The following is a 24,715-nucleotide window of genomic DNA, read 5'->3' on the forward strand; positions in this document are numbered from 1 at the left end:
ACCCGGGTAACAGCATCTAAGCATGCGGCTGCGTCGCGCACCGTCAGACAACTGTAGGCGCCGTCTTACACCACTGTCAGACAGACTGCGCTACAGTCGCCGCGAAGGTTTCAGATACCGGCACAGCACCGGCCCATACACCACACAGACAACGAGGGGGTCACATGATTCGAGTTGGCATCGTCGACGACCACGCCATGGTCCGCACCGGACTCAAGCAATTTTTGTCCGAGCATGTGGATGTGCGCGTCACCGGGGAAGGCAGCAATGGCGCTGACGCGCTGGCGCTGGCGCGCAAGGGAGAGGTCGATGTTTTGCTGATGGACATCTCCATGCCCGATCAAAGCGGTGTGGATGCGCTCAAGGCGATCAAGGCCCGCTTCCCCGCGCTGTCGGTGCTAATCCTCAGCGGCTTTCCAGAAGCGCATTACGCCGCCACGCTGCTGCGCCAAGGTGCCAGCGGCTACCTCAACAAGGAATGCGATCCGGAGGAAATCATCCGAGCCATCCGCACCGTGTCGATGGGGCGCAAATACATTAGCCAAGCGGTGGCCACGCTTCTGGCCGAGGGCATGGCCGGCGGCCTGGAGCGCCTACCTCATGAGTTGCTGTCCGAGCGCGAATTGCAAGTGTTCCTGCGGCTGGCCAAGGGGGAGACGGTGGGCCACATGGCAGAAGCCATCTTCCTGAGCGTCAAAACGGTGAGCACTTACCGGACCCGGGTGCTGGAGAAGCTCAAGCTAACCAGCAACAGCGACCTCACCTACTACGCGATGACCCACGGGTTGATCCAGTAAATCAGCGCCACCATCGTCTGGCAGGCATGGCGCGGGCACACACCGTCGGCTTCCAGAGAATGTGCTCCCGTCCTACAAGCAGCCACGGGGTCTGCTGACGCCATCAATAGAGATGGGAGGCGAGCATGAAAGCTAACCCACTTAACGCGGGCAACCTCCGCCAAGTTGCCCAATCAGACCATGACGTTCATCTCTCGTTCATTGCCGCGTTCTAAGCCACTGCGAATTTTCAGCATCACCGCCGCAGTGCTGCTGGGCTTGGTTGCCCTAGGGGAGCTGGCAGGCTGGCCATTTTTGCGCGCTCCGTTGGCGCAGCAGCTTTCGAAACTCACCGACTCCAGCGTGTCACTGCAGGGTGATTTTCGCGCGCAACTGCTGATTCAACCCGGCATCGCGGTGGACAGCGTCACCATGGGCAGCGCATCGGCGGTGAAGGTGCCGCATCTGTTGCAGGCTGAAGGCTTTGTGGTGCGATGGCGCTGGAGCGATCTGTGGCGCAGTCGCCAGGGTGCCCCAGTGCGGCTAAAGCGTGTGGAGGCCGACCAGATTGACGCTCACTTGGTGCGGCTCGCCAATGGCAACGCCAGTTGGGCGCGTGCACGCTCAGAGTCAGATGTAGAAGACAGCGCCACCGTACTGCCGCAAATCGAGACCTTGGTGCTCAACGCCGGCACCATCGTCTATCGCGACGAGCCGCTGAACATTGACCTCCAGGTGCGCATTACACAAAGCAGCGAGCCCGACACGCCCCTGCCCTGGCGCGCCACTGCCAGTGGCCGCTACCAGGGAGCGGCAGTGAAACTGGAGGCGCAGGCAGGCCCCAATCTGCCGCTGCTGATGCAGACCGAAGACAACTCAGCGTTGACGCCGCTGCGCTTGAGCGGAGGCGTTGGCAGCACCCAGCTTGATTTTGACGGTGCCACCGGCGCGCTCTGGGCCGGTCAAGTCATGCGCGGAACACTCACCTTGCGCGGGGCTTCGCTGGGCACCAGCGGCAAACCGTTGGGCCTCGCCCTGCCCGATACCCCGGCGTATCGCATGCGCGGGCGCATCGCCCGCGAAGGCAAGGTGTGGTCGCTGGTGACAGATGACGCCACGGTGGGTAGCAGTTCGCTCACCGCGGCGATGCAATACAACACGGCCACCATCCCACCGACGCTGGCGGGCCGTGTGGGAGGGCGACGCCTGGCCATCGCCGATTTGGCCCCGGCGATCGGCGCTGACCAGCCGCCGCGCGATGCCAGCCGTGTGCTGCCCGACAAAACCTTCGACCTGCCCAGCTTGGCGCAAATGAATGCCAATGTGCGGGTGGATTTGGCACAGCTCGATTTCGGCACGCCCAGCATTGCCCCAATGACCGATCTCAAGGTCCACCTCACGCTGGTAAACAGCCGACTCGATCTATCTGGCCTCAGCGCGCGAGTGGCCGGCGGTCTCCTAACGGGATCGACCCGCCTGCAGGCCAACCAGCGCCCGCCCCAATGGGAGGCGGCGCTGCGGCTTGCCGAGGTCGATCTGCAGCGCTGGATACGCGCGCTAAACAAAGGCGCTGCGTCGTTGCCAGACGACTCCCCCGCCTACCTGAGCGGCACGCTGAACGCCAAGCTGTCACTCACTGGTCAGGGCAACAGCGTGGCTGACATTTTGGGCAGTGGCAATGGTCGGCTGACGCTGGATCTGGTCAACGGCGAGATTTCGCAATTGGTCACCGAAGCCATTGGGCTGGATGCCGCACAGGCGCTCGGTATGCTGATTGCGGGCGACGCGCCGCTGCGCTTGAACTGCGCCCGGGCGGAGGCGGTAATTCAAGACGGCGTGGTCAAGACGCGCCACGCGGTGCTCGACAACAAAGATAGCACGCTGTACATCCAGGGCGGCGCCAGCCTCAAGACCGAGACGCTGCAGTTGCGCGTGGTCGCCGACCCCAAGGACTTCTCGCCCTTTTCGCTGCGCACACCGCTCAACGTCACCGGCACCCTCAAACAGCTGCAGGTGAGGCCTGAGGCCAGCGGTCTGCTCGCGCGTGCCGCCGGGGCGCTGGTGCTGGGCGCGCTGGCTCCACCGGCCGCCCTGCTGGCGTTCATCGACACCGGAGCAAAGCCCAACAGCGAACCCTGTGCCCCTGTCAAGGCACAGAAGGCCAAAACACCATGACACCCGGGCGCCTCGCACCGGGCCAACGCGAAACGCACGCTGTTGATGCGCCGCCCGCCCGGGGAACGGTGTTTCAGGTCATGCCTGGGGTGCAGCGCTTCGTGCTGGGCCCTTTGGTGACGTGGCTGCGCCGCTGGTCGGTGCCATGCGCGCTGGCGATGACCGTGGTGATGGTCGCTGTGATGGTCGTGGCGTTGTCGCTGCTGCTGGGCGCGGGCATGCTGATGGCGCAGCAAGTCATCGCCCTGGCCAAAGAGCTGCCCACCCACCGCCACAACATTCGGCAAAAGCTGCGCGATCTGCGGCCTGCGCTTGTGCCTTCGGGCACCACCCTTGAGCTGGCGCGGGTGTTTGGCATGGTGGAGGGCGAAATCGCCGCAGCGCAAAAACAGCTGCGCCTCGACACGCAGAGTGAGCCAGAACTGACGCGGGTGGCGGTCGATACCGATGCCGTCAGTTCGCTGCCACTGCAAGTTCTCAACACGGTAGCGTACAGGTGGCCAGCGCCGGCTTGATGGTGATTTTGCTGTTTCTGATGCTGCAACCTTGGCGCGAGCTGCGCGACCGACTGCTGCGCTTGATGGGGGGCGACCCCACCAAACTGGTGAGCAACAACGTTGTGGAGCCGATGTTGTATGGCGACCGCACCGGTGTCTCCTCGTTGGCGGTGCTGCTTTCTGCGGTGTTTTGGGCCGCGTTGTGGGGTTGGCACAGCCGCTGCAGCGCATTCACCTCTGCACCCGAAGTGCCACGCCACAGACTTAGGCGCGCATCATGAGTCGGCGTCTGCGTCGGCGCTGGCCAAACACAGAAATCGTGTTGGTGACTTGGTGTGCTGCAGAGTCGCTGGCCACCGTCCAGGACTTGGCCACCTTGGGGGTGGACCAAATCGCTTTCCTTTTAGATTCGGTGGTAAAGCCATCGCAACCAAGTCAGCCGTCAAGCCTGGAAGTGGACCGTGAGAAGGCACTTCGGCAACCGTCGAAGGCCGAAACAGCGACCGCCTGAGCTACGGCAGCGGGCACGATGTTATTGGCTGCCCTGTGAGGGTGACGGCGGCCCAAGGAAAGCTACCGGCCGTCGGTAGGCTCCGCGCCACCTCAGTTACCGCACGACCCATCCTCCGATCCCTGCAGCAGGCAACTGCGGGCAAAAAAAGACAGGCCTCAAAAATAGAGGCCTGTCCTGAAGCGAAAGGCTTTCCCGCGGGATGGGAAAGCCTCTTAAAAAATGGTTACTTCTTCGTCTCTTTGGCCCGATCGGTAGCTCGGTCGGTGGGGTCAGCTTCCCACAGGTTGCTGGTGACATCGATCTTTTTGGCCTTCCCGGTGCCGCTATTCAGATCAATCTGCACCTCGTAGCTGTTTTCGCCCTTGGCAATCTCGTACTCGACGTAGTCGGTCTCACGGTCGTTAACGGCGGTCACCTTGTAGCCCAAGCCTTCCAGCTTAGAGCGGTAGTCTGTCGCCTTCAGGTTCATCGGCAGGGCTTTTTCCAGGCGGTCTTTCTCGTCGGTCCAGCTCTTCATGTAGCGGCGGTCGCTGTAGCGGCCCTTGGGGTCGACAACCAACGCATTCGCGTGTTGGTATTTGTCGTCTTTCATCATGCGCTCGGTCGCATCGGCACGCCACATGTTGTTTTCAACTTCTACCTTGGAGGCCTGGGTGGCGCCATTTTCGAAGTCGATTTGCACTTCATAACTGCCGCCCCCTTTCACCACCTCATATTCAAGATAGTCCTTCTTGTCTTCGTTGATGGCAGAGATGCGGTAGCCGTTGTCTTTGAGGATCTTTGCATAATCAGCGCGATTTTTACCCGCGCGCAATTTCTGCTGAAGTTGCTCGCGGTCGTCTTTCATGTTGCCGGACCTCGCCATTTGGCGGTCTGTCATCCGAGCGGCGGTGGCATCCGCAGCAGCCTTGGCATTTGCGACTGCAGCAGACGCCTTAGCCGAGGCAGACATGGCCGCGGTGGTGTCAGCGGCGTGCGCTACGCCAGTGACGAGCAGTGTGGAACTGGCGATCGCAATGAGGGTGTGCTTGAGTTTCATCGTGTTTTCCTTTTGGTGATTAAAAGTCTTTGGCGAGGCCGATTGATCCGCAATCAATAGCCGTAGAAGTTGTTGACGCGCTCGCCGTAGCCTGCATCAGTCGTAAAGGGTGACCGGTCGGTGAGCGGGTAGCGCGGTGCGTCATTCAGGCGGCTCTTGTCGAGTGGCACCACATAGCCATCGCGGTCGGTGTCGTACTTCAGCATTGACCAGGGCAGCGGGTAACGGTCGGTGCCAAGACCGAGGAAGCCACCGAATTCGAGCACCGCATGGCGTACTTGACCAGAGCGCTTGTCGATCATCAGACTGTCGATAGTCCCCAGCTTGTTACCGGTGTCGTTGTAGACGGCGGTGCCTTCCACTTTGTCTGAGCAAATGGTGTCGCTCGACGTCGTTGTTGTGTCCATGAATCTCTCCTTAGATAGTGAGGGTGAGTCGGTTGAAATGAGTTGTTTGCCCCTGTCCATTAATGTACAAAGGACTTTGCTCGCAGCGCGTCAGACGGATGGCGCGATGGCTGTAGGACGGGTCTTACCTGGCATCGGCGCTGGCATAAGCCGTCATTTGTCGAGAGGGCAAAAAAACCGACATGAAGTCGGGAAAATACGCGCAGCCGGCGCACCCAGTCACAGGGTTCGGCTGCCACCTGTTGATTGCTTCGCCACCTAAGGGGCCCCGCTCATTTGCGCTCCAACTCCTCGACCAGCGCTTTCATCTCGTCGATCTCCTCTCGCTGGGCCTTGATGATGCCTTTGGCGAGCGCACTCACGCGCAAGTCGGTGAGGTTGGCCGCCTGCTCGGGGTACATGGACCACATGAACACCAGCATCACCACGGCCATGGCTGCACCCATGTAGAGCGCCATATAGGCCCGCGTTTCGCTGAAATAGATGTGGCCCATGGCGTAGGTGTTCAGGTACATGAGGCCGAACATCACCACCGTGGAGGTGGCAATCATGGCAAAGAATTTCAGGTATTTTTGCAACACTGGCCTGCGTGTGTGTACATGAAGAATTGGTGAATGTTATCGGCAGGCATCCATAGCGCTGTGTAAGAAAAGGCCGCGCCCCGCGCAAAGACCCGATCACATCATCCAGCACTGGCCCCAGGGCAATAATGCATAAAAACACCCTCTAGCCCCTATTAGATATGCGCTAGTAGCTATATATAACATAGCAATGCGACAGTGATTGCAAAGGGGCTTGCGGCCTGGTTTTGGGCTTTTGGCTAATGCATTCGGGTCAGCGCAAGCAAGGACCAGAGCCTTTCTTATGCGCACTGAATCGGCGTGCTGTCCGACACCATTTGGTTGCAGGTCCGTTAGATTGGGTGGGTCGATCTGTGGACCGACGCCAATTCACGCAACAGAAAGGTCCAGCATGAAAGTTGAAGAACAAAATTCGCCTGAATTGAGATCGCTTGCAGAGCGCATTGAGGGGTCGCGTACCGCAATGATGACGGTGTGCGATGCACACGGACAGCTGTCGAGCCAGCCTATGACCGTCATTGAGATGGATGGAAAAGGTTGCTTGTGGATGCTGATCAGCAAAAGTGGACACACTGCTCGCATGGCACCCGAGGGCAAAGCAATGGACACCGTCAATCTAGCATTCAGCGACGATTCGCGTTCGACCTTTACCTCGGTCACTGCTCGCGCGACGCTTAGTGACGACCGCCAGCGAAAGGAAGATCTTTGGAGCATCATGGCGCGACCGTGGTTTTCCCAGGGCGTGGAGGATCCCGATCTTGCGGTGCTGAGGCTGGAGCCGGTCAAAGCTGAAATCTGGGATGGACCCGACAGCTCTGTGCTGCGCATGATCGCCGCGGCGGCCTCGGTGGTGGCGCGCATGCCGCTGGGTCTGGGCGAGCATGGGACCCATGCGCTGGAGCCCAAATTATGAGCATCGCCACCTACGCCTGGGGCTATGGCGGCGCACTTATCACCGTCGGTTTGCTTGATGGGCTCTGGCTCGGTGTGATCGCTCGCGAGTTTTACCGCTCACAGATGGTCGCGGTCGCAGCGGAGAATTTCAATATGGTGCCAGCCTTGCTCTTTTATTTTCTGTATCCGCTTGGCGTGTTGTTTGTGGCACTGACACCTCCCGCCCAAGGCTGGGCGCAAGCACTGGGACGTTCTGCCCTGCTGGGTCTGGTGGCTTACGGGGTGTACGACCTGACAAATATGGCGACATTGAAAGCCTGGCCCGCGAAACTGGCGCTGGTAGACGCTTCATGGGGCACGTTTATCACCGCAATGGCGGGGTTGGCAGCGTACGGCGCCATGACGTGGGCGGCAGCGCCGCCAGCCAGTCGATGAGACTGAGCCGCCACTGCTCTGAGCGGACTCGGGCCGTCCACCTTCACGTCATGGGCTCGTCGAGCTCACCCGCGCACAACGGCCGCTTGCGCTAACGTGGCTACGTCATCAGACCGTCTTCTGGCTGGGGTCTGCTGACTGGTCGGGCTTTCGACGCAATCCTGCGGGTGGAGCGGGAGCGGAAGGGTTGCCGTTACGGAAGTTCCATTGCCGGGAGACGACTGGATGTCAAGATCGCCGCCGCATGCCTTCACACGAAATCGCATCCCCTGGAGTCCATGACCGCCGATGGACGCCCCACTCTGTGGGGCGAAGCCCCTGCCATCATCCACCACACGGATCTCCAAGTGGTCGTCGGTTGGGACCATGCTGACACGCACCTCGGTTGCGGCGGCATATTTGGCCACATTGGTGAGTGCCTCCTGAACGATTCTGTACACAGCCAGCGCGTGGTCCTCAGGTAATGAGACGTCGGCAATGTCGGTGGACACTTTGATTTCAGCGCGTTGGGCGAACTCTCTGCAATAGATCATCAAGGTGGCCTGGAGACCCAAATTCGCCAGTGAAGATGGGCGCAGGTCTTCAATGATGCGTCGCTTCAGGGCAATGCCTGCATTGAGTGATTGGTTAAGGTGCAGCAGAAGATCGTTTCCCGATGCAGTCTCTGGCATACGCTTGCGAATACGCGCCACATCCATCTTTGCTGCGCTCAGGAGCCCGCCGAGCTCGTCGTGCAGTTCCCGTGCAAGATGACCACGTTCGTCCTCCCGCACGCGCTCCATGTGCAAAGCAAGTGCGACGGTCTCAGCGGTTCGGCGAGTCACCTCCTCGTCCAGAAGATCGCGCTCTGCGTGCATTTGCGACATATGAACAAGGCGATCCCGCTCACGCGCTTTGCCCAGGCGCATCAACAACATTGCCCCCACCAAGGACGCCGCCACCAGCACCCAAATTAGCCTTCGGCTCACAGATGCAGAGCTTTCGCGAACCTCACCCGCAACAGAAAACTTCGCGCCTTCCTGACGGATGACCTGGTCTATCAAGTCGCTGATCCCCAGCATCGCATCCTGCGGTGCGTCGGTCTCCAGCAACATCAATGCCCCGAGTCGATCGCCGGACTGAAAAAGACGAATCATCTCTTGCATATCGGACTGTTTTCGCCTCGACATATCGACTAGTTGGGCCAAGACTGGCTTGGACTGCAACTCTTGCAGAGACAGCGCTTGTGCCGTCTTCAAGGTGGCCTCAAGAATCGGTGCTTGCTGAAAGTAGGGCTCCAGGTAATTCGCCCGCCCGGTCAACAAATAACCCCGAGTGGCGCTTTCCATGAACAACAGGCTTCGCCGCAAGCGACCGACCGTAAGCTGAGCCTCCACGCTCGCATCACGCTCCTGACTGAGCGACTTAAGTTCCCGATGACCTGTCTCGCTGACAACCAATACCAGCAAGGCCAATACGATTGCAAAGGGGCCGGAGAGCCGGCTCGCCAATTTCTCCAAACGACGTGATGCCATGAGCCTCTTTCTCACTCTTGTCAAGTGTTGAACCAACGGACCAGACTCACCGGCTTGATGCGGGAGCCGGTACCTACGTGGAACTCCGGGAGTCCCCTGGGGTTGCGAATATTACACGCATCCAAACGCTCAACTGCGCACTGCGGCAGCTGGACCGAGTAAGAAATCACTCGACTTCAGCGGCAAATAGAGTCGGTTTGCCACCACATTTAAAGGATATCCGCGAGCGCCAGGGCCAACCTGCGCAAGAACGTGTGTTGCAGGCTCGGCGGGATAACCGATGCGCCACCGCTGGCTTTTCTGACCGCTCAAAAAAATTGCTTCGTGTGAAGCGCGATCTGCTGTGTGGTTTGACAGCGTGCTCTTTCGAGGGGTCGAATAATGGCACGTTCAAACCAATTGACGATCAGATTTTGCCCGCCCAACCAGCCACACCTTGCTGCGGATGGAGCGTCAGCTTCGTGCCAGCGCAAGCGGGGCGCCGCAATGGAACGTTGGCGCGCTGGCGTGTAGAAACCGCTCACTCCTAGAGGTTGCGCCTCTCACTGCGAGAGGCTTTTGCGCCCTTGTCCTACGGCAGCAGGGCGGGGGTTCCTAGCCCGGCGGATCGACGCATGCAAGACCATATGTCTGCGGTGAGGTCTGCACTGCGCCGCCCGCCGAGGCCCATGCAACGTCAGCCAGCCCCAGTTCAGCGCGACTGTCAAAGGCATGGCATCACGCAGGCTCAACACTTGAATGATGCCGAGCCTCGAGCCAGTTTTCGTTCCGCCGACCGCATTGGCTTTTTGAAGCGAGCGTCGGGTTCTATATCAGGAGCACTTCCGCGATCGGGCGAAACAAATTACCTGTTTGTCCGCACGTGGTTCACAGCGCTGGCGGTTCTGGTTCTAAGCCTTCATCTTGCGCGAGCAGATTGACGGCAGATAGCAGATCGTCCGAGTTAACTTCAATTTCGCCATCAGGTCCAATCACTTTGTCCGGCGCAATATCGGCACCATCGGGTCCGTCTCGACCGGTAGCGCTGGCTCGCTCACCGGTGCCTGACGCGTCGCTGTCGCTGCTGGTATCAACGATGAGCGAGCCAAGCTGATCCGCATGCTCACCTTCGCCTTGCAGGTTGCGCTCACCTTGGACGTCGCTGCCGCTGTCGCTGCTGTCGCTCGGCCCGAGGGCATCTACATCGTTACCAAGTGGGGATGTCGCGGCCCGTTTGCCACCCAAGAAGCTACTGTTTGTCATGTTTTTCGCTGCCTAAATGAAGCCCTGACGGCGTTTGCCGCTCCGGGCTGAACAAAAATCGGTTGGCGGGAACGAAGCTTCAAGCCAACTCGAACTGAAGCTTGGGCGAAGAGTCGGTAGCCGTCTGTTCGTCATCGCACGAAGTGCCTAGGCGTCAATGCGCGCATTGTTGGCTTCGCAGAGTCGGTAGCCGTCTGTTCGTCATCGCACGAAGTGCCTGCCCGATTTGGCCAAAACGCCACAATGCCGTTGTCAGTGCGCCCTCGGCAGCGGCGAACATCAGGGACTGCTGCGGCAGATTTGAAACAACGGCGATCAAGTGCCGACCAGATGTGGATGTTGGTGTTGTCGATACCATCTTGCGCAAATCGACCATGGCAGCAGCGCGAAAGCACTAGACGCTACACCGACACCTGCGATAGCCCGGTTGACTTCGGCCACGCTGGCAAACGCCATACGGCGCAGTCTGGCCATGATCCAGCGCTCCACCACTTGCACTGCCGACTTAAGCTTTGGCCTTGTCTTGTGGGCAAATCGGGCGCGCTGGCAGGACAGAGAGGCCGTAGTGCCTGGCAAAGTCGAGCACGCTGTCATTCACTCGTGGTTCGTAGCGATCGGGTACCGCAATGACAGCACGCGGGTTATCGGGCACGATCAACGCGCAGACACAGCCCATATGGTGCAGTGCGCCTGTCATGCCCTCAATCCAGTCTGCGGTCTTCTCGGCATCACATGCCAAGGCGAAGGTGTAGCCTGATGCGCCCATGCTTGAGACGAAGATGTGGGCTCGACTGCCATCGGTCAAGCCAATGGTGGGGCCGGCAAAGTCGACGAACAGTTTCTCGCCGGCTTTGTGGATTTGGCGCATGGAGCGTTTGAGGGTTTTGGCCCAACGCCGGTAGTTCTCGCAGTATTGGGAATACTGGTGGGTGCGCTCATGCAGGTGATTGGCCTGGCGCTATTGCCATAGCAAGCATCAAGGTCATGCCTTTGCGACTGAGCTCGCGGTGCATTTGGGCGTAGTCGGGTTGTACAAAGGGGCCGCTGGTGGGGATTGGCCCCTCACACCGTGCGGCATCGCGGGCGTTACTGCCGTTACTGCCGTTACAGACCTGCGCGGTGGCAAGTTGAACTGCGCTTTGGCGCGCTTTGGGTTTGACCTGCTGAAGTCGAGCTTGCAGATCGACCTCTGTCATGGCGGCAATCTGCGCCCAATCAAGGGCTGCTGCTTTGGCCAAAGCGACGTATTTGGCGACAACGCCTTTGGAGATGTTGAGGGCTCGGGCACAGCGTTCAAGCGAGTGGCCGAGTTCGAGGTTGTAGCGTAGTGCTTCTTTGATCATGCGCATCTTCATGGGTTGGGTCGGCATCGGGGTTCCTGGTTAGAGCCCGCGAGACTAGCCCGGGTGGATGAGGTTTGCGCTGTGATCTGCCGTGCAGTCAACGATCGGTCACGATCGCCGCAATGGCCGGTCGCGATGCCGGAATCATCGGTTCCGCTCGACCGCAATACCCACCTGGCGAGCGGCACATCCCGGCTACAGCCGCGCCAAACCCACCAAGGCGGCCACGGCGCCGGCGATACAAGATTCATTTATCGCGCAAGTGATTGATTCCATTGAAGAAACACCCGTTCGTACCGAGAAACCTGAACCCAGCGGTGTGGGCGCGTTACAAGATATCTTGAATGCCCCAGCGCCAGTGTTGGCGGGGCTTATCGCCTAATTGTTCGATGTCACGTTACAAGAGGACATAGCCACAAAACCAAAGAAGTGCACAGTTCGTTGTGGAGACGGCGAAATTCGACATCAAGTTCGATGCTTATGCTTTTGCGTGCCAGCGCAATATCCTTGCCGGTCGCTTGAATCGAGCGATGGGCGGCGTGCAGGGCGATGGCATTCATCGGGTTGAGCCACTGCCTGAGTCGCTCTGCGGTGTCCGCAGACCTGGCTCCCTTGTCCTCAAAGGCCCAATCGCGCTGGAGAGAGACAAAGCAGAATGGGCTGACGTTTTGCGCGTGGCTGTACAAAAACTAGTCCTGAAAAGGTGTGCACCGCACCCAATGGACAGCATTTGGGCACGAACTTTATGGTCACCTCGGCGTTTTGTCGAGAAATGCTGGGCACAGGATGGGCACGGAATGGGCGCAAAGTGGGCACAAAAGCAAAACGCCCACTGTTAGTGGGCGTTTTTCAAGCCAAGTGTTTGACTTTATTGGTTGCGCGAGAAGGATTTGAACCTCCGAGGTTATGAGCATACCACTACACCATGTTGTCTCATGTTTTCAACAGGCTAAAAATGTTGTAAATCGTTGTTTATAAAGTGTTTTTTAGTAAATCGTGCAATCTAAAGTTCAACGATTAACAACATATTAACCATAAAAATGTACATTTTTTGAGAATACAAAAAAAGCAATTCCCGAGAAAAAAGCGACCTTTGGGTGAATATTTTACCTCCCGCCGCGCCAGCGCTAGTGCCTGGCGCGGCTACTCTGGCCCAAGAAGGACTTGCCGCAGCGATTCCGCACTTGGTGGCGAAATGCGTATCTGCGACTTATCTTGATTTGCCAAAAACAAAACAGCTGCCCGATCTTGGATCACTGTCCTCAGGCGTCGGTTAACTCCCCCAACTAGACTTCTTTTGAGTTCGACCAAATCCCGATATTCCAAATCAGGCCCAACGAGGTCAGAAATCGAAACCCACTTCCCAGACACAAAACGTCCAAGCACTCTTTTGCTCCTCGGGCTGATATTTTTGATGAGCTGGAACGCTTGATCTAGATCAATTGTTACAATTTTTTTCTCGGATTTTCGAGCAGTTTTGCGCGACCCATCTGCCCGAGGAGCACCCTGAATTGCACCGCGAGATTCAAGCAATCCATCAGCGCACTCATCATGGGCTCCGTCAAAATAGCCGACCTCTTCAGTCAAACTCATATCATCATATGGTGATAATGCTTCATATGATGTAAAAAATTCGAGCAACTCCTGCCTGCAGGTTAAACTTAGTTTAGCAAAATCCTCTGGCGTGATCAACATCATCATGTCAAACCCTCCACAAAAATACATATCATAATGAAAATAATCACGAAATCATTATGATGACAGATCATATTTAATCATGATATTTAATTTTCTAAAAAATACTCATGATATTTACATCACCTTGGGTCATGTGGAAAATATGTTCATCATGTCACCCTGCCTGACAAAATTGACTCGAACAGATGTCACTTGAGTGAGCTGGCATTCATCAGTGGTACCAAAAGTTGGACGAAGCCGCTACCTGTAGACGCAACCATACATTGTTCACGAAACATCTCTGCGCACACGGCGCGACTGAAGTTCACGGCGTTGATGCCATGGACAACATTGGGGCCGATCAGTCGTCAGTCATGCCCAGAATTGCAAAATTTACCAACTTGGTTAAAATGAAGCATGGAAAAAGGCACGCCTCATTGCAAGCTCACGACGGTTAAGGCCTTGGTTGATGCTGGTCAAGTGCGCACCACACACGCAGCGCGAGTCGGCGCCAATGAGATGGGTCTTGATTTCATCAGCATGCTGGGGGTGGTGACAGCACTCATGCCTGCTGATTTCTACAAGAGCATGACCACGCATGTCGATCACACGGTCTGGCAAGACGTGTACCGCCCAAGCACGCAAATGGGCGACGTGTATTTGAAGCTGACGGTCATTAATGACCTGCTGATCGTGTCTTTCAAGGAGCTATGAGCATGAAATGTCCTGTATGCGGCGCAGCCGAACTGATCCATGACACCCGCGACCTGCCCTATACCTACAAGGGCGAAACCATTCTCATTGCGGCAGTGACGGGCGACTTCTGCCCGGCCTGTGCAGAATCGATCCTGGATGCAGCGCAATCTGATCGCGTCATGCGCGAAATGCGCGATTTCTCCAAGCAGGTCAATGCGGCAATCGTCGATCCTGGCTTTATCACCAGCGTGCGCAAGAAACTCTCTCTCGACCAGCGTGAAGCCGCCGAAATCTTCGGTGGCGGAGTCAATGCCTTCTCACGGTACGAAAACGGCAAGACCAAACCACCGCTAGCTTTGGTGAAATTGCTCAAGGTACTGGAGCGTCACCCCGATCTGCTCGATGAGGTTAGAGCCGCCTGACACAACAATGAAACCCTTGGCATCTGCAACCCCGGCCGCCAGATGTGTCGTGCCAGAAAGCGCCCGTGCTGGCGCGAGCACCGCACCCAACAGAAACAGAAGAATCAACCACCAAGTGGACGGGCACAATTGAATGGACATGGCTTGACGGGGATTTGATCGTCTAAGTGACGGATGTGAAATTCAAACACATCGGGCCAAGAATCCTGCTGCGGCGCGTCATTGAAACCTTCGTCGGTCGGAATGTGCGGGGCTTGGTGCCCCTTCGTTGACCCGAGCGGCATGATTTATTCGCATAAAAGTAAAGACCCCGAAGGGTCATTTCAGCGAATCAAATCTGGCGCCCAGAGAATGCTATTTCTTCGCGGCAGGCTTGACGGCCTTCGCAGTCACCTTCGTGGCCGCATTCTTGGCAGGTGTCGCTTTCACCGCAGCCTTTGCTTTCGGCGCTGCCGGTGCAGGAGCGGCCGGAGCCGCCTTGAGCGCAGCACGCTGCTCGCGCAGGGCCTAGATCTCCGCACTGATCTTGTCCTTGCGCTCGGTGAGCTTCGCGATGCTCGCGCCGAGCCTGGCCAACGAGCGGGCGGTCTTCGAGACGGGCGCTTTCTTGACGGCTGCCTTGGCCGCTACCTTTACCGTAGGCTTGAGCGCTTTGGTCGGTGCCGTGATTTTCTTTGCAGAAACTGCGGCGTGGTTCAAAAGCGGGTAACACTTTTTCAGTGAAATCCAAACCGCCAACCAATAAAGCCGTTGGCTGCGGCCACCAACCCATCGGGGACACTGCTCCTTTTCCCGTGAAGCGAGTGCCAGATGAATAACCCACAGTGCGTTGCCACCAACATGCCAGCCCACGAGCGCAAGGGTCTTGCCATATTGGCACTTACAAAAGAAGCCCAGGTCACGCGACTGTCCGAGCGGCAGGGCATCAGTCGGCAATTCATCTACCGGCAAAAGCACATGGCAGAGCAGGCCATTGATCAGGCATTCGCCACCAACCACACGCAGGTCATGTTCTATCTGCCGGTAACGCCAGAATGGATCGATCAGCTCATACTGTCACTGACCTTGATTTGCCGGAGTTCCTGCCGGGGCGTCAAGGAGTTGATGCAGGTTATGTTGGGCGTGTCGGTGAGCGAGGGCACAGTCCACAATCGCCTCCAGTGTGCTGCTGCACAGGCGTCTGCGATCAATCGTGCCCAGGACCTGTCGGCAATTGGGGTCGGCCTGCACGACGAAATCTTCCAGCGATCCGTGGCGGTACTCGCCGGCGTGGATGCGGCCTCGACCTACTGCTATTTGCTGGCTGCGGCTGAGCAAAGGGACAGTGACACTTGGGCTATCCATTTGCTTGATGCCTGCAAGCAGGGATTCAATCCGGATCACACCATTGCTGACGCCGGCCAAGGACTGCGCGCTGGTCAAAAAGTAGCGCTGCCCGGCACGCCTTGCCATGGTGATGTTTTTCACATCCAGCAGCAATGCGAGAGCCTGGCCAATGTGCTGGCTCGCCGGGCAAAGGGCGCGGTGTCAAGATGCCGAGCGCTGGAGGCTCAGATGCTCCAGGCCAAAGAGGTCGGTTGCGGCAATACGTTATCGCGGGAGTTGACGCTTGCGCGCCAGGCTCACAAGAAACAAAACTTTTGAGGCTGCATTTTAGACTCCCGCTGGCACAGGGGTGACTTCAAAACCCAGTGTCCTGGCGCGGCGTTTGAGGGCAGCAACGCTGCGTGCGAGCTGCTGCTCTTCGTAGCGTTGCTGTCCCTGGTCAACGAACTCCTCACCCCGCGTCAGCATGAAGTACACCATGCGTGCAAGTTTATGTGCCACTGCCGTGTTGGCGCTAGGCTTGTCCATGCGCGCGCACAGGCGGCGATAGAAAGCCCCCAAGGCAGAGTCGCTACGTGACAAGCTCATCGCGGCCATCTTGAGGACTTGGCGGATCCGGTTGAGCGAGCGCTTCGTTTTGGACGACAACACCTTGCCCCCACTGATTTTGGTACCCGGACTCAAGCCTAACCAGGAGCAAAAGTGCTTGACCGTGGGGAAGCGACCCAAGTCTGGCCCCACCTCAGTCAGGATTTTCTTCACCGCAGTCAAACCCAGCCCGTTGATGCGGGTGAGGTCTACACCAGCCCAGTTGGCCAGTATCTGGCGTTCATCGAAATGCTCGCGCTGTTTGCTACCAAGGCGCGGGGGCTTGCCCAGATCAACCTTTTTCTGGCCCAAATTCGCCAGCTCCGCTTGTAGCTTGGTGTCGCACTCGGCCAAGTGGCGCGCAATATCGTCATACATGCCCAACGATTGGCGCAGCACGAACAGGTGCTCCTCACGCCAGTTGCCAGTCAATGCTTTGATGATCTCTTCAGGACTGGCCTTGACACGACTGTGGCGGTGCTTGGCTAGTGCCTTGGGATCCCGCTCTCCAGCCACAATGTCACGAATCATCAACGAGCCGCTCAAGCCCATGACATCGCTCAGTACCTCCGTGAGTTGGATGTTCATCTGTACCAGCGCCTTTTGCATGCGCTGCACCCAACTGGCCTGCTCTGTGAGCAGGGTCTCGCGCTGCCGCGCAACGGCACGCAATTGGCAGACGTCACCATCGGGGCGAAATGCCGCGCGCAAGAAACCCAGGCTCATGAGCTTTTGCAGCCACTGGCAATCTTGTACGTCACTTTTACGCCCAGGTACGTACTTCATCTGACGCGCATCGACCAGCCAGACCTTGAGTCCGCGCTGCTCCAGCACTTCAAATACCGGTATCCAGTACACGCCGGTGGACTCGTTGTCGAGCCGGGAAAGCGGCACACCAGGTACAGGCGCGGGCCTCCTTGCTGGGCCAGTCCCAGAGGCATGACCTCGGTCTGGATGCGTTTGCCACCGGCGTTTTTGTAGTCCACCTCCAGCCAGCGGTTCGCGAACAGCGCGTTGCTGACCCGCTTGTTGACTCAAGTTTGATGCTGTCAGCTCCGATCACGACGGATTTGAGAGCCACTTGTCTGCAGACGACCTGCACGGATCAATTTGCGGATCAGGCTTGCTCCAACATCCGCAATGACTGGCCCCGTGCGCGCAAATCCCATCCATCGTGCAAACGCGCGGACAGCCTCTTCTCGCTCAATAAAGCCTGACGTTTGACGACTGATCGCTGCGAGAAACTGATTCTTTAGATGTTCGTGCTCATAGTCTGCAATTGAGTGCGCTTTCAGTTGAACCAGATTGCCATTTCTCATCGTTACCCCGCGTCGTGCCGCGGCGAGCAGTGCACCTTCCAAAGCTGTACTGATACCAAGGACCGCGCGTTGATACCCAAGACCGTAAGCAGTTTGACGAATCAGTTCATCTGATGTCAAAGGCCCCTTTGAAAGAACTTCTCGAATAATGCACATGACATCGTTATCGACGGCCCACACCCTCAAGCTATTGACAGTCTTCGATACCACCGTTGCTTCATCACCAGGGGCGTCATCATCCTCATCAACCGAAAACAGAATTTGCCTCAGTCGATCGGCCTCAACAGCAACCATTGATGACGCGAACTCAAGCTCTTCCCTGTCGAGATGTGTCAGAGGATGAATAGCGCGCACGGCCAATGCGAGGTCACTGTCAATATGGAAATCGACCATATCAAATACGGCATTGCGATACAAAGTGTGTTGTACCAGAAGCTCCTTGTGAGATGCCAATACCGCCGTCTGATCCGCGTTCAATACCCGAGCGGTCAGAACTACGTAGCCACCCAAACCACTCCACTTCACATGCTGCTTGCGGTCTTCAACGTCAAAGATATAGATGAGCTCTCCTGAACCACCTTGCTTGACTTGGTACGATCCGTGTTGTCCACAAAGGCTTCTCACCAGCTCAGGCAAACTGTCTGGTAGAGATTCTGAGGAATCCGCATGCCAGACTTCACCGGATACGCGATGATACAAATCCATTGTTTCTCCGTCCGACAAGATGCCTTTGGTTCCTGCAAATATTTCGGCATTACGTCTTACGTTGCGGCTAAGGGAGTCTTCACTTGTCGATATCCGCTGCAACCGGATTAGCGGGTTCTCCTGCAACTGGCTCAAATATTCGGCCGCGCCAGGAGCTTGCGCCACACTTTCGTCAAACGCCCCAAGGAACGGTGCAGTTATCGACAAAATGAGCTGATCACGCCCGTGCGCTCCCTTGAGTGTTACCAACATTCCATTGACGCCTTCCCACTGAAGTCTTCCACCCATTGGGCGAAGTGAAACTTGCGCACCCGTCAACATTCCCAAGCAGTTTTCGACAGTACACTGCACATGTGCTGTCCTTGCGTTCAAAATGCTTTGCGCCTCCTTCAACTCGGTGGTTCTATTACAGCCATCCAATGCGGGGGGCAAAATTTCAAATGGACTTTTTAATTCATCCATCAATGGTGGCTCGATTGGCCGGGAATCCAACAGTTGTTCCGATAGCTCAACTTCAGTTGAAGGTCGTGGTCCAGTATCTCCAATCTTGTTCATCGACAGCAGAAACTGATTCAGGTTGCGTGCCGCCATGCGAACTTGAAGGAACTCCAGACTCTCACGAATATGTGGAAAGCCAACCTGAATATAGTGATCTTCATGCCCTGTCGTGACTGACTTCATGGCTCGGTGAGACATGGAGGCTATCCTGTCGACCCGACCAACTTTTTGCTCTAATGAAATGGGGCTTGCTGAAATCCCGTAGTGAACAACACTATCGCAAAACGTATGCAGATCTTCACCTTCTTGAAAGACGTTCGTCGATACCAAAACACGCGGATACCCCGGCATGCGAAACTTTCGGGCTATCGCCGAACGGCTCGCCGAATTCAGACCAGTGGCGCCCAGGACTGGCGACAACGGTTGTAGCTGACGCGTGAGATAAGTTGTCAACTCCGCTATCGCTTTGTCAGCAGCATCTTCGAAGTTTTGCTTGAGAAGCAAATCAAGGTTAGCAAACAGGTCGCGCAAGACTGTGAAGGAACTGAACACATCCGGATACTTGCTCTGGGCACTTAGCAAAGTTGAAAAGGCCCTGATCAAGTTCTCGTCTGCAGATCCATCTTCACTTTTTCCACGACTTCCCCTCAAGGCATAAAGGTCAATGAAAGGGTGATCCAAACGACAAATGGCCGCTGCAAGTCGATGATGAATGAGAATTTTGCGAATTGATGACTCAGCATCTGTTTCATTGGCTCCGGCCAGAAAATCAAAGGTTTCAATTGTCCATTTAAGTCCGAGGGCTTCCAGATCTGGCTGCACTTGTATAGCCTCCCAGAATGTTGTCTGATTCAGTGCTTGAACAAGACCGGAAGCGTCGACCACAGCGTGCTCCGTCTTGACGTCGAAATATGCAATCGAAAAAATTCTCCGTGCAACACGTACGCAGCTTGAATCCGGACGGTTCATGACTGCACGGAGGTATGCATATTGCGCACGTTCGAACTGTTGCGCGCGGCTGGGGCTCGATGGCAGTGACGGCAGTTCCGTAAGCGAGCCAAAATCCAACTGGTCAGTGCGGGGCATGCCTGGCAATGTGGACCAATTAGTTGCGAACATCATACTCGCCGAGCCCAAGAGATTGCGGTAATTGAATGGTGTTATTTGCAGTTGTTCGCTTGCCCTGGACAGGAGCTCATTGTTACCCCGGTAAAACCACGCGAAGAAACTCGACAGATTTGTCTTGTCTTCGTCCAACTCATCATCGAGCTGTGCAAGTTGCCGCTCACCTATTCGCTTCTGATACTCACCGAACCATTCCGTTATCTCAGGATCGCTTGCAACGTATTGTGAAATCCAGCGGTTGTAGGTATCTTCAATCTTTGCTTTAAGTTCACCGACGCTGCCAACGCGTCGCACAAAAATGAGCTGCTTCTTGTTGGCATCGAAGGCTGATACCTTGGCCCTGCGTGCAACCTCGTCCATTTTCGGGTGCGGTGGAAACGCGCGAAATCGGTTTTGGAAGTCGTTAACCAAATACTCCACCACTGTCCTGTCGGGTGCATCGCGCTCGCGACCCTCGACAGCATTCACTTGATCATCTACCCCGTCGAACTGCACGGGCTTGCCCTTGTTTGAAGGCAGATAGCTTTCGAATGAAGCGAGCATCCCGAGCTCGAATTTTCCACTGTTGTTTTCGTTTAAGGATTCACTGACCTTCTTTTGCAGCAACGCAGCAAAGAGTTGCTGCTCAAGACCAAGCTTGACCTCAGCACGATCTCCGCACCGGTGCTCCGTGCGGTACATATTTCGCGTGTGTGCCTTCTTGCCAAGCAGAATGCTGTTAAGGCGGCGCACCATAAATGGCTTTAACGCCGTATGAATGTGGTCCCATGATGCTTTGGGAGAAACCTCCAGCAGTTCACCTTTTGCAAACAGTTCGAGTTGTCTCTTCAATTGACCAATCTCCCGGTCAAAAGGTGTCGCTGAAAGCAGAAGTACCCGATTGACGCGCTTGATTGATGTCGAACTGGAACCCTTGTCTGTCCCCAAAACAGTGGCAAGCAATTGATTGCGGTCAGCGCTTTGCAAACCTCTACGATAGTTGTGTGCTTCATCCACTACAACCAAATCGAATTGCGGCAGAATTCCGTTCAAAGCCGCTGCCCAGGATTGCTTGACCCTCAGCTTGAACGCCGCCATGTCAACGTCCGTTGAATTGACGTTCCTTAAGGCTTCAATGAGCGTATCAACTCTTGCGGCATTCTGTGGCAACGCTGTACGGAACCGGTCCAACGTTACCCTTAGCTCTGCGGAAGTACCACCCATAGGCAGACTAAATGCCGAAGTGCAAATGAAATAGTCGCGGGCACTTTCAGTCGCCACCGCCTGCACGAGATCGGACAGCGAGCTACATAGTCGATTCGGTGCAGCCGGAGCGTTACCAAATCCTTTGACAATTCCATCCTGTGACCGATAGTTCTTGTCAATAAAACTACGATAGTCTTTAAGCCACTTGTCACGAACGTTATTTTTTGGAAGCAGATACAGAACGCGCAAATCGGGCTTAAAACGGCGCATCAAGGCAACCACTCCAAGCGCGACGTAGGTTTTCCCCATGCCAACTTCGTCCGCAAGGTATGCCAACCCCTTGTCTGAAAGTATGTTGTGCAGCGCCACCGCGCCCTCTAGCTGCAATTGCGAGAGGTCATTCGAAACTGCACCTTTTCCCGAGAAGTCGATGAGCGCATCGGCAGTTGCCAAATCAAGCTTGTTCATCGCTGCTCACCTGTTGTGTTGGACTGGTTGCAACCTGTATAACTGGCATCGTGAACTTGTCCTTGATCCAGGCAAGGAATTCGAACTTGTTGGGCAGGGCATCGAATTCCTCATTTTGTTCGGTTTGCCCAATGAGCTCCAGCACTTCACGCTTGAGGTTATTGCTTTTCGGGGGGTATAGGGTCAGTATCTCATCCATGCTCAACAGAGTGAGGTATCGAACAATCAGAGAAATTTGAGAGCCATCATCGGTGGCACCGAGGGAGTTCGCAAGTCCACGCAAAGAATCAGGCTGCTGCCCATCAAGGTAGTAAGCAAGTTCATTGGTTCTGCCAGCGGACTGGGCTTGTCCGAGCTTCTTTCGCAGGTTCCAGAATGCGCCATTGACTTCAGAAAATTCCGAAAAAAAGTTGGATCTGTCTTCTGTACTGGGGAGTGGTGACAGAAACTCATTTGATGTCAGACCTTCCTTGGATCGTCGAGCTTGCTTTTCAACCAACGACGTGATCATGGCCATCCGAACTGCAGAATTCATGTTTTGAAAAATTCGCAGCAAATCCTGAACATCAAGTTCTGGTAGTGAGTTCGGACGGCAATAGATTTGTCGTTGAGAAACTAAAAGGTTTCTCTTGTCGCTGGAAGCGCCGTCCGGCGAATTCCATGTTGCAGCAACCAACGCCGAGTGCTTGAGTTGCGCTGACAGGCTAGCGACCGTGAACTTGCTGGTCGCTTGAGCCGTCAGCGGATATTGACCAATTTTCTGACCTTGCGCATCGTAAAGCGTCAGTCGTCCCGTCTCAGGGCTCAGCATTTCCAACTCGTGGGTGAGCCAGTCGTACGTCAACTGAATGGGAGGCATAGCAACTTCAGAGTTGTGCTTTGCAGCTTCCACTGGATCCTTGGCGGAAAACTTTTGTGCTTCTTCCTTTAGGGGCGTCAGCAACTTGAGTTCCGACCTACCTGTCAACAAGAATCCTGCCTCGACATTGCGATACATCGCCATGTAGCTAAGATTTACTGAGCCAATGAAGAGCCAATTCTTCCCTGAGTAGATCTTGGCGTGAAGCTTGCGCTCCAGTTCTTCGTTCTTTCGCAGTGAAAATCTTTGGGCTAGGTCGGCATTCCAGTCACACCACTGCACAAGCTTGGAAAGATCCTGATACACCGGATGAGTCATGGTCGCGGCACCGGTGTCGTCAGTCGGCAGAAAGAGTGAAACCTTTTTGAATGATATGAGGAATTTCACCATCTCCGTGTTATCGCCCTCTTCTGCAAAGAACGGACTGACAATTTCGACAGGGCCACGGTCTACCGCATTCAGGAAGTCGGGAAACGAATTCCGGACTTTCCCTGCACCAGAGAAGTAGAAGCTGCAAACTTCACTACGGGGGCCAGTTTTCCACTCCGATAGTCGGGCTTGCAAGGCTTCAATTGCCGGTACTGGTTGCGTTGTCTGAAAATAGTCCAGTGCTGCTCGCAGAGGTATCAGAACATTCAATGGAGCGTTCTCTTTACTGAGTTCAATCCAGTGACCCACTTCGATGTTTGTCCACCAACCTGCTTTTGTCAAATTGAAAGACCCGGCAGCCAGAATGATCGCAACATTGTCTTGTTCGTCTAGCACTTCCAAAACTGCAATCTTTGCATGCTGGCAGGCGGCAGGGACTCGCACCGGCAGATAGTCAATTTCCAGCTTTGCGGCAAAAGTTGGATTAAATACGTCAACATCGTATGCGACAGCAAAGCGCCCTCGACCAAAACTCATGAGCGACTGCAATTGGTGATATCGAATCGTTTCATCAGTCGAAAGGGCTGGCCCCCCCAATAGAAGCGGAACGACATCGAGCTCAAAAAAGTCCGGCTCAAAACAGTAGGTGGAAAAAAAGGCGCTTTTGACGGTACGCGCACCAATTGCCTCTTTGAAACTTTCGCTAATAGTCAATGATTTCATGCCATCCCCTGTTGCGCGATATCCAGAAAGGCACGGATGAAATAGGTATAGCGCCAATTCGAAGTCTGCGCACTTAACTTGCTGATGTCCTGAGGTTTGTCGTTTTTAACCCTCACCGCCAGATTTTTCCCATCCCAATCGATCCACGCAGCGCCACCGCGCGCGTTCATCAGTGTCTTGTTCTGCACCATCAACAACCGAATCATGGCTGTGGCATCTCCAACCGACGCCGCTGCCTGAAATGCCTTGAGAAAGGTACGATGGGGCAATTCCAGTTCCTTCTGCCAGTCATCACCAAATTGGAGCTCTTGAACATGAGATTTCAAGGTCTGCGCTACCGCGTCCATTTGCTCTCCGTTCTTGCCCAACAACCATGACATGACCGCGTCGGCAAGGTTCAGCAATGGATCTATGGAGCTAATTCTCAACATGGTAGTTTTGAGTTCAGAGGTCACTTCTGAGTGACTCAGAATCCAATTGCAAAAATCCGAGATCGTCCAGTCAGACTTTTTCTTCAGATAGGACGTTGCCAGTCGAAACAGCTCGGACTGGAGTTCGCAATCGCGCTGAGTGGCAATGAGTGCCTCGACAACTGTCTGACGCAGACTGGAGCTTCCAATGACGGAAATAAACACCGACGCCAAATTTTTCGTGGCGTCTTTGTCTAAATTGACTGCGCTGGCAATATTGCAAAATTTGTTCCAATTAGGAAGTTCGAATTCGGCAACAATTTCTTGAACCAAGACCTCCCCTGCTTTCGTGAGCCGTCTGTTTGCGCCTGAAATCAGACCTGCTCCTTCCAGCGCACTCGAATAGAGACCCCATAGTCCATAGCCCGCCTGGCTGGCAAGGAGTTGGGCCTCGGCAGCAGTTCCTAGAACGATTCGGTCCCGCTCAAAATTCTTGCTCGCCCGTGTGATACCCAGAAATCCAGGCTCCCTGGCGCCTGCAGCGAGTTTTAAGTAAGCAGCAACCTGCTCTGCGCGTAAGTAGCGCTCCTGTATCAGCTCCTGCTCAGACTGATTTTGATTTGCGAATTGGCAGCACAATAGTGCCACTATAAAGTTATCCAGGTTCGCGGTTACGGTTGTAAGGTTTCCAACGATTCGCCGCCCCAGATAGCTCCAGGTTGCTTCAGCTCCCAGCGGATCACGTGATCCTTTAGGTCGAGCACGGTCATCGTACGAAGAAAATACTGTAACCATTGGGGTTCCCACGTCTAAGGTCATATACTGGATGCTTTAAGTTGGATGCTTCCTGACACCTGTGAACCGAATCAATTGATTTTCCTGCCGGGTTCGCATACCGATTTCTTAAGCTCTTTTTGTTGACTTTTGA

Annotated in this window: 21 protein-coding genes and 2 pseudogenes; 9 read left to right on the forward strand and 14 right to left on the reverse strand. The window is 55.6% G+C overall.

The genetic code is table 11. The features are described 5' to 3' along the window. Positions 1-164: 164 nt before the first annotated feature. The 4 genes from BLL52_RS03940 to BLL52_RS03955 all read left to right on the forward strand — a co-directional run bounded on the left by BLL52_RS03940 (position 165) and on the right by BLL52_RS03955 (position 3,729). Positions 165-797 carry a response regulator gene (locus BLL52_RS03940; RefSeq protein ID WP_075585412.1) on the forward strand — a complete coding sequence of 211 codons (633 nt, stop codon included), beginning with the start codon at positions 165-167 and terminating at the stop codon, positions 795-797. A 180-nt stretch (positions 798-977) separates the two neighbouring features. After that, positions 978-2,951, forward strand: a complete 1,974-nt coding sequence (locus tag BLL52_RS03945) for an AsmA family protein (RefSeq protein WP_083639682.1) — start codon at positions 978-980, stop codon at positions 2,949-2,951. After that, positions 2,948-3,466, forward strand: coding sequence for an AI-2E family transporter (locus BLL52_RS03950; protein WP_075585414.1), 519 nt, complete (start codon positions 2,948-2,950; stop codon positions 3,464-3,466). Before BLL52_RS03945 ends, BLL52_RS03950 begins: the two co-directional genes overlap by 4 nt. Next, on the forward strand, positions 3,466-3,729 hold the full coding sequence (locus BLL52_RS03955) for a hypothetical protein (protein WP_158025673.1): 264 nt from the start codon (positions 3,466-3,468) through the stop codon (positions 3,727-3,729). Before BLL52_RS03950 ends, BLL52_RS03955 begins: the two co-directional genes overlap by 1 nt. Before the next feature lie 456 nt (positions 3,730-4,185). Here the strand turns inward: BLL52_RS03955 and BLL52_RS03965 are convergent, their stop codons facing one another. From BLL52_RS03965 to BLL52_RS03975, 3 genes are all read right to left on the reverse strand, one after another. Beyond that, positions 4,186-5,001: a PepSY domain-containing protein gene (locus tag BLL52_RS03965; protein WP_075585417.1), complete on the reverse strand. Its 816-nt coding sequence runs from the start codon at positions 4,999-5,001 to the stop codon at positions 4,186-4,188. A 53-nt stretch (positions 5,002-5,054) separates the two neighbouring features. Beyond that, positions 5,055-5,408 carry a PRC-barrel domain-containing protein gene (locus tag BLL52_RS03970; RefSeq protein ID WP_075585418.1) on the reverse strand — a complete coding sequence of 118 codons (354 nt, stop codon included), beginning with the start codon at positions 5,406-5,408 and terminating at the stop codon, positions 5,055-5,057. 272 nt (positions 5,409-5,680) lie between these two features. Further along, complete coding sequence (locus BLL52_RS03975) at positions 5,681-5,959, reverse strand: hypothetical protein (RefSeq protein WP_075585588.1); 279 nt, start codon at positions 5,957-5,959, stop codon at positions 5,681-5,683. A 421-nt stretch (positions 5,960-6,380) separates the two neighbouring features. On the opposite strand from BLL52_RS03975, the gene BLL52_RS03980 reads away from it, so the two are divergent. Together BLL52_RS03980 and BLL52_RS03985 are read left to right on the forward strand one after the other, a co-directional pair. Continuing rightward, positions 6,381-6,902, forward strand: a complete 522-nt coding sequence (locus tag BLL52_RS03980) for a pyridoxamine 5'-phosphate oxidase family protein (RefSeq protein WP_075585419.1) — start codon at positions 6,381-6,383, stop codon at positions 6,900-6,902. Then, positions 6,899-7,318, forward strand: a complete 420-nt coding sequence (locus BLL52_RS03985) for a DUF2177 family protein (RefSeq protein ID WP_083633777.1) — start codon at positions 6,899-6,901, stop codon at positions 7,316-7,318. The genes BLL52_RS03980 and BLL52_RS03985 overlap by 4 nt, the downstream gene beginning before the upstream one ends. A 65-nt stretch (positions 7,319-7,383) precedes the next feature. Here the strand turns inward: BLL52_RS03985 and BLL52_RS03990 are convergent, their stop codons facing one another. The 5 genes and pseudogenes from BLL52_RS03990 to BLL52_RS04015 form a co-directional block, all read right to left on the reverse strand. Beyond that, positions 7,384-8,832 (reverse strand): ATP-binding protein, encoded by a 1,449-nt coding sequence (locus BLL52_RS03990; RefSeq protein ID WP_075585420.1) that lies wholly within the window; start codon positions 8,830-8,832, stop codon positions 7,384-7,386. Between the two features lie 867 nt (positions 8,833-9,699). Beyond that, positions 9,700-10,074, reverse strand: coding sequence for a hypothetical protein (locus tag BLL52_RS03995; protein WP_075585421.1), 375 nt, complete (start codon positions 10,072-10,074; stop codon positions 9,700-9,702). Between the two features lie 414 nt (positions 10,075-10,488). Continuing rightward, positions 10,489-11,444 (reverse strand): annotated as a pseudogene (gene istA, locus BLL52_RS21255) (IS21 family transposase); the annotation flags it as partial. A 365-nt stretch (positions 11,445-11,809) separates the two neighbouring features. Next, a complete protein-coding gene (locus tag BLL52_RS04010) occupies positions 11,810-12,103 on the reverse strand; it encodes a hypothetical protein (protein ID WP_075585423.1) in 294 nt (97 codons plus the stop codon). A gap of 457 nt (positions 12,104-12,560) precedes the next feature. After that, positions 12,561-13,118, reverse strand: coding sequence for a hypothetical protein (locus tag BLL52_RS04015; protein WP_075585424.1), 558 nt, complete (start codon positions 13,116-13,118; stop codon positions 12,561-12,563). A 393-nt stretch (positions 13,119-13,511) separates the two neighbouring features. Here BLL52_RS04015 and BLL52_RS04020 point away from each other — a divergent pair, with 393 nt between their 5' ends. Both BLL52_RS04020 and BLL52_RS04025 read left to right on the forward strand, forming a co-directional pair. Beyond that, the gene (locus tag BLL52_RS04020) at positions 13,512-13,808 is read left to right on the forward strand and encodes a type II toxin-antitoxin system MqsR family toxin (protein ID WP_075585425.1); all 297 of its coding nucleotides are present in this window, start codon (positions 13,512-13,514) and stop codon (positions 13,806-13,808) included. A 2-nt stretch (positions 13,809-13,810) separates the two neighbouring features. After that, positions 13,811-14,212, forward strand: a complete 402-nt coding sequence (locus tag BLL52_RS04025; protein ID WP_075585426.1) for a type II toxin-antitoxin system MqsA family antitoxin — start codon at positions 13,811-13,813, stop codon at positions 14,210-14,212. A 507-nt stretch (positions 14,213-14,719) separates the two neighbouring features. Here the strand turns inward: BLL52_RS04025 and BLL52_RS21260 are convergent. Beyond that, positions 14,720-15,148: a hypothetical protein gene (locus BLL52_RS21260; RefSeq protein ID WP_241838991.1), complete on the reverse strand. Its 429-nt coding sequence runs from the start codon at positions 15,146-15,148 to the stop codon at positions 14,720-14,722. A gap of 21 nt (positions 15,149-15,169) precedes the next feature. On the opposite strand from BLL52_RS21260, the gene BLL52_RS04035 reads away from it, so the two are divergent. Next, entirely contained in the window at positions 15,170-15,856 is a 687-nt protein-coding gene (locus BLL52_RS04035; protein WP_156876289.1) for a hypothetical protein, read from the forward strand. 9 nt (positions 15,857-15,865) lie between these two features. On the opposite strand, the pseudogene BLL52_RS04040 reads toward BLL52_RS04035, so the two are convergent. The 5 genes and pseudogenes from BLL52_RS04040 to BLL52_RS04060 all read right to left on the reverse strand — a co-directional run. Beyond that, a pseudogene (locus BLL52_RS04040) lies at positions 15,866-16,996 on the reverse strand (IS110 family RNA-guided transposase); the annotation flags it as partial. Continuing rightward, positions 16,909-17,112: a hypothetical protein gene (locus BLL52_RS22125; RefSeq protein ID WP_075585428.1), complete on the reverse strand. Its 204-nt coding sequence runs from the start codon at positions 17,110-17,112 to the stop codon at positions 16,909-16,911. The gene BLL52_RS22125 and the pseudogene BLL52_RS04040, both read right to left, overlap by 88 nt. Before the next feature lie 63 nt (positions 17,113-17,175). Continuing rightward, positions 17,176-21,426: a DEAD/DEAH box helicase gene (locus BLL52_RS04050; protein ID WP_075585429.1), complete on the reverse strand. Its 4,251-nt coding sequence runs from the start codon at positions 21,424-21,426 to the stop codon at positions 17,176-17,178. After that, on the reverse strand, positions 21,413-23,377 hold the full coding sequence (locus BLL52_RS04055; protein ID WP_075585430.1) for a phospholipase D-like domain-containing protein: 1,965 nt from the start codon (positions 23,375-23,377) through the stop codon (positions 21,413-21,415). The genes BLL52_RS04050 and BLL52_RS04055 overlap by 14 nt, the downstream gene beginning before the upstream one ends. Further along, on the reverse strand, positions 23,374-24,606 hold the full coding sequence (locus tag BLL52_RS04060) for a hypothetical protein (protein ID WP_139313293.1): 1,233 nt from the start codon (positions 24,604-24,606) through the stop codon (positions 23,374-23,376). The genes BLL52_RS04055 and BLL52_RS04060 overlap by 4 nt, the downstream gene beginning before the upstream one ends. Between the last annotated feature and the right edge of the window lie 109 nt (positions 24,607-24,715).

Origin of the sequence: Rhodoferax antarcticus ANT.BR (assembly GCF_001938565.1) — a bacterium.
Lineage (GTDB): Bacteria > Pseudomonadota > Gammaproteobacteria > Burkholderiales > Burkholderiaceae_C > Rhodoferax > Rhodoferax antarcticus.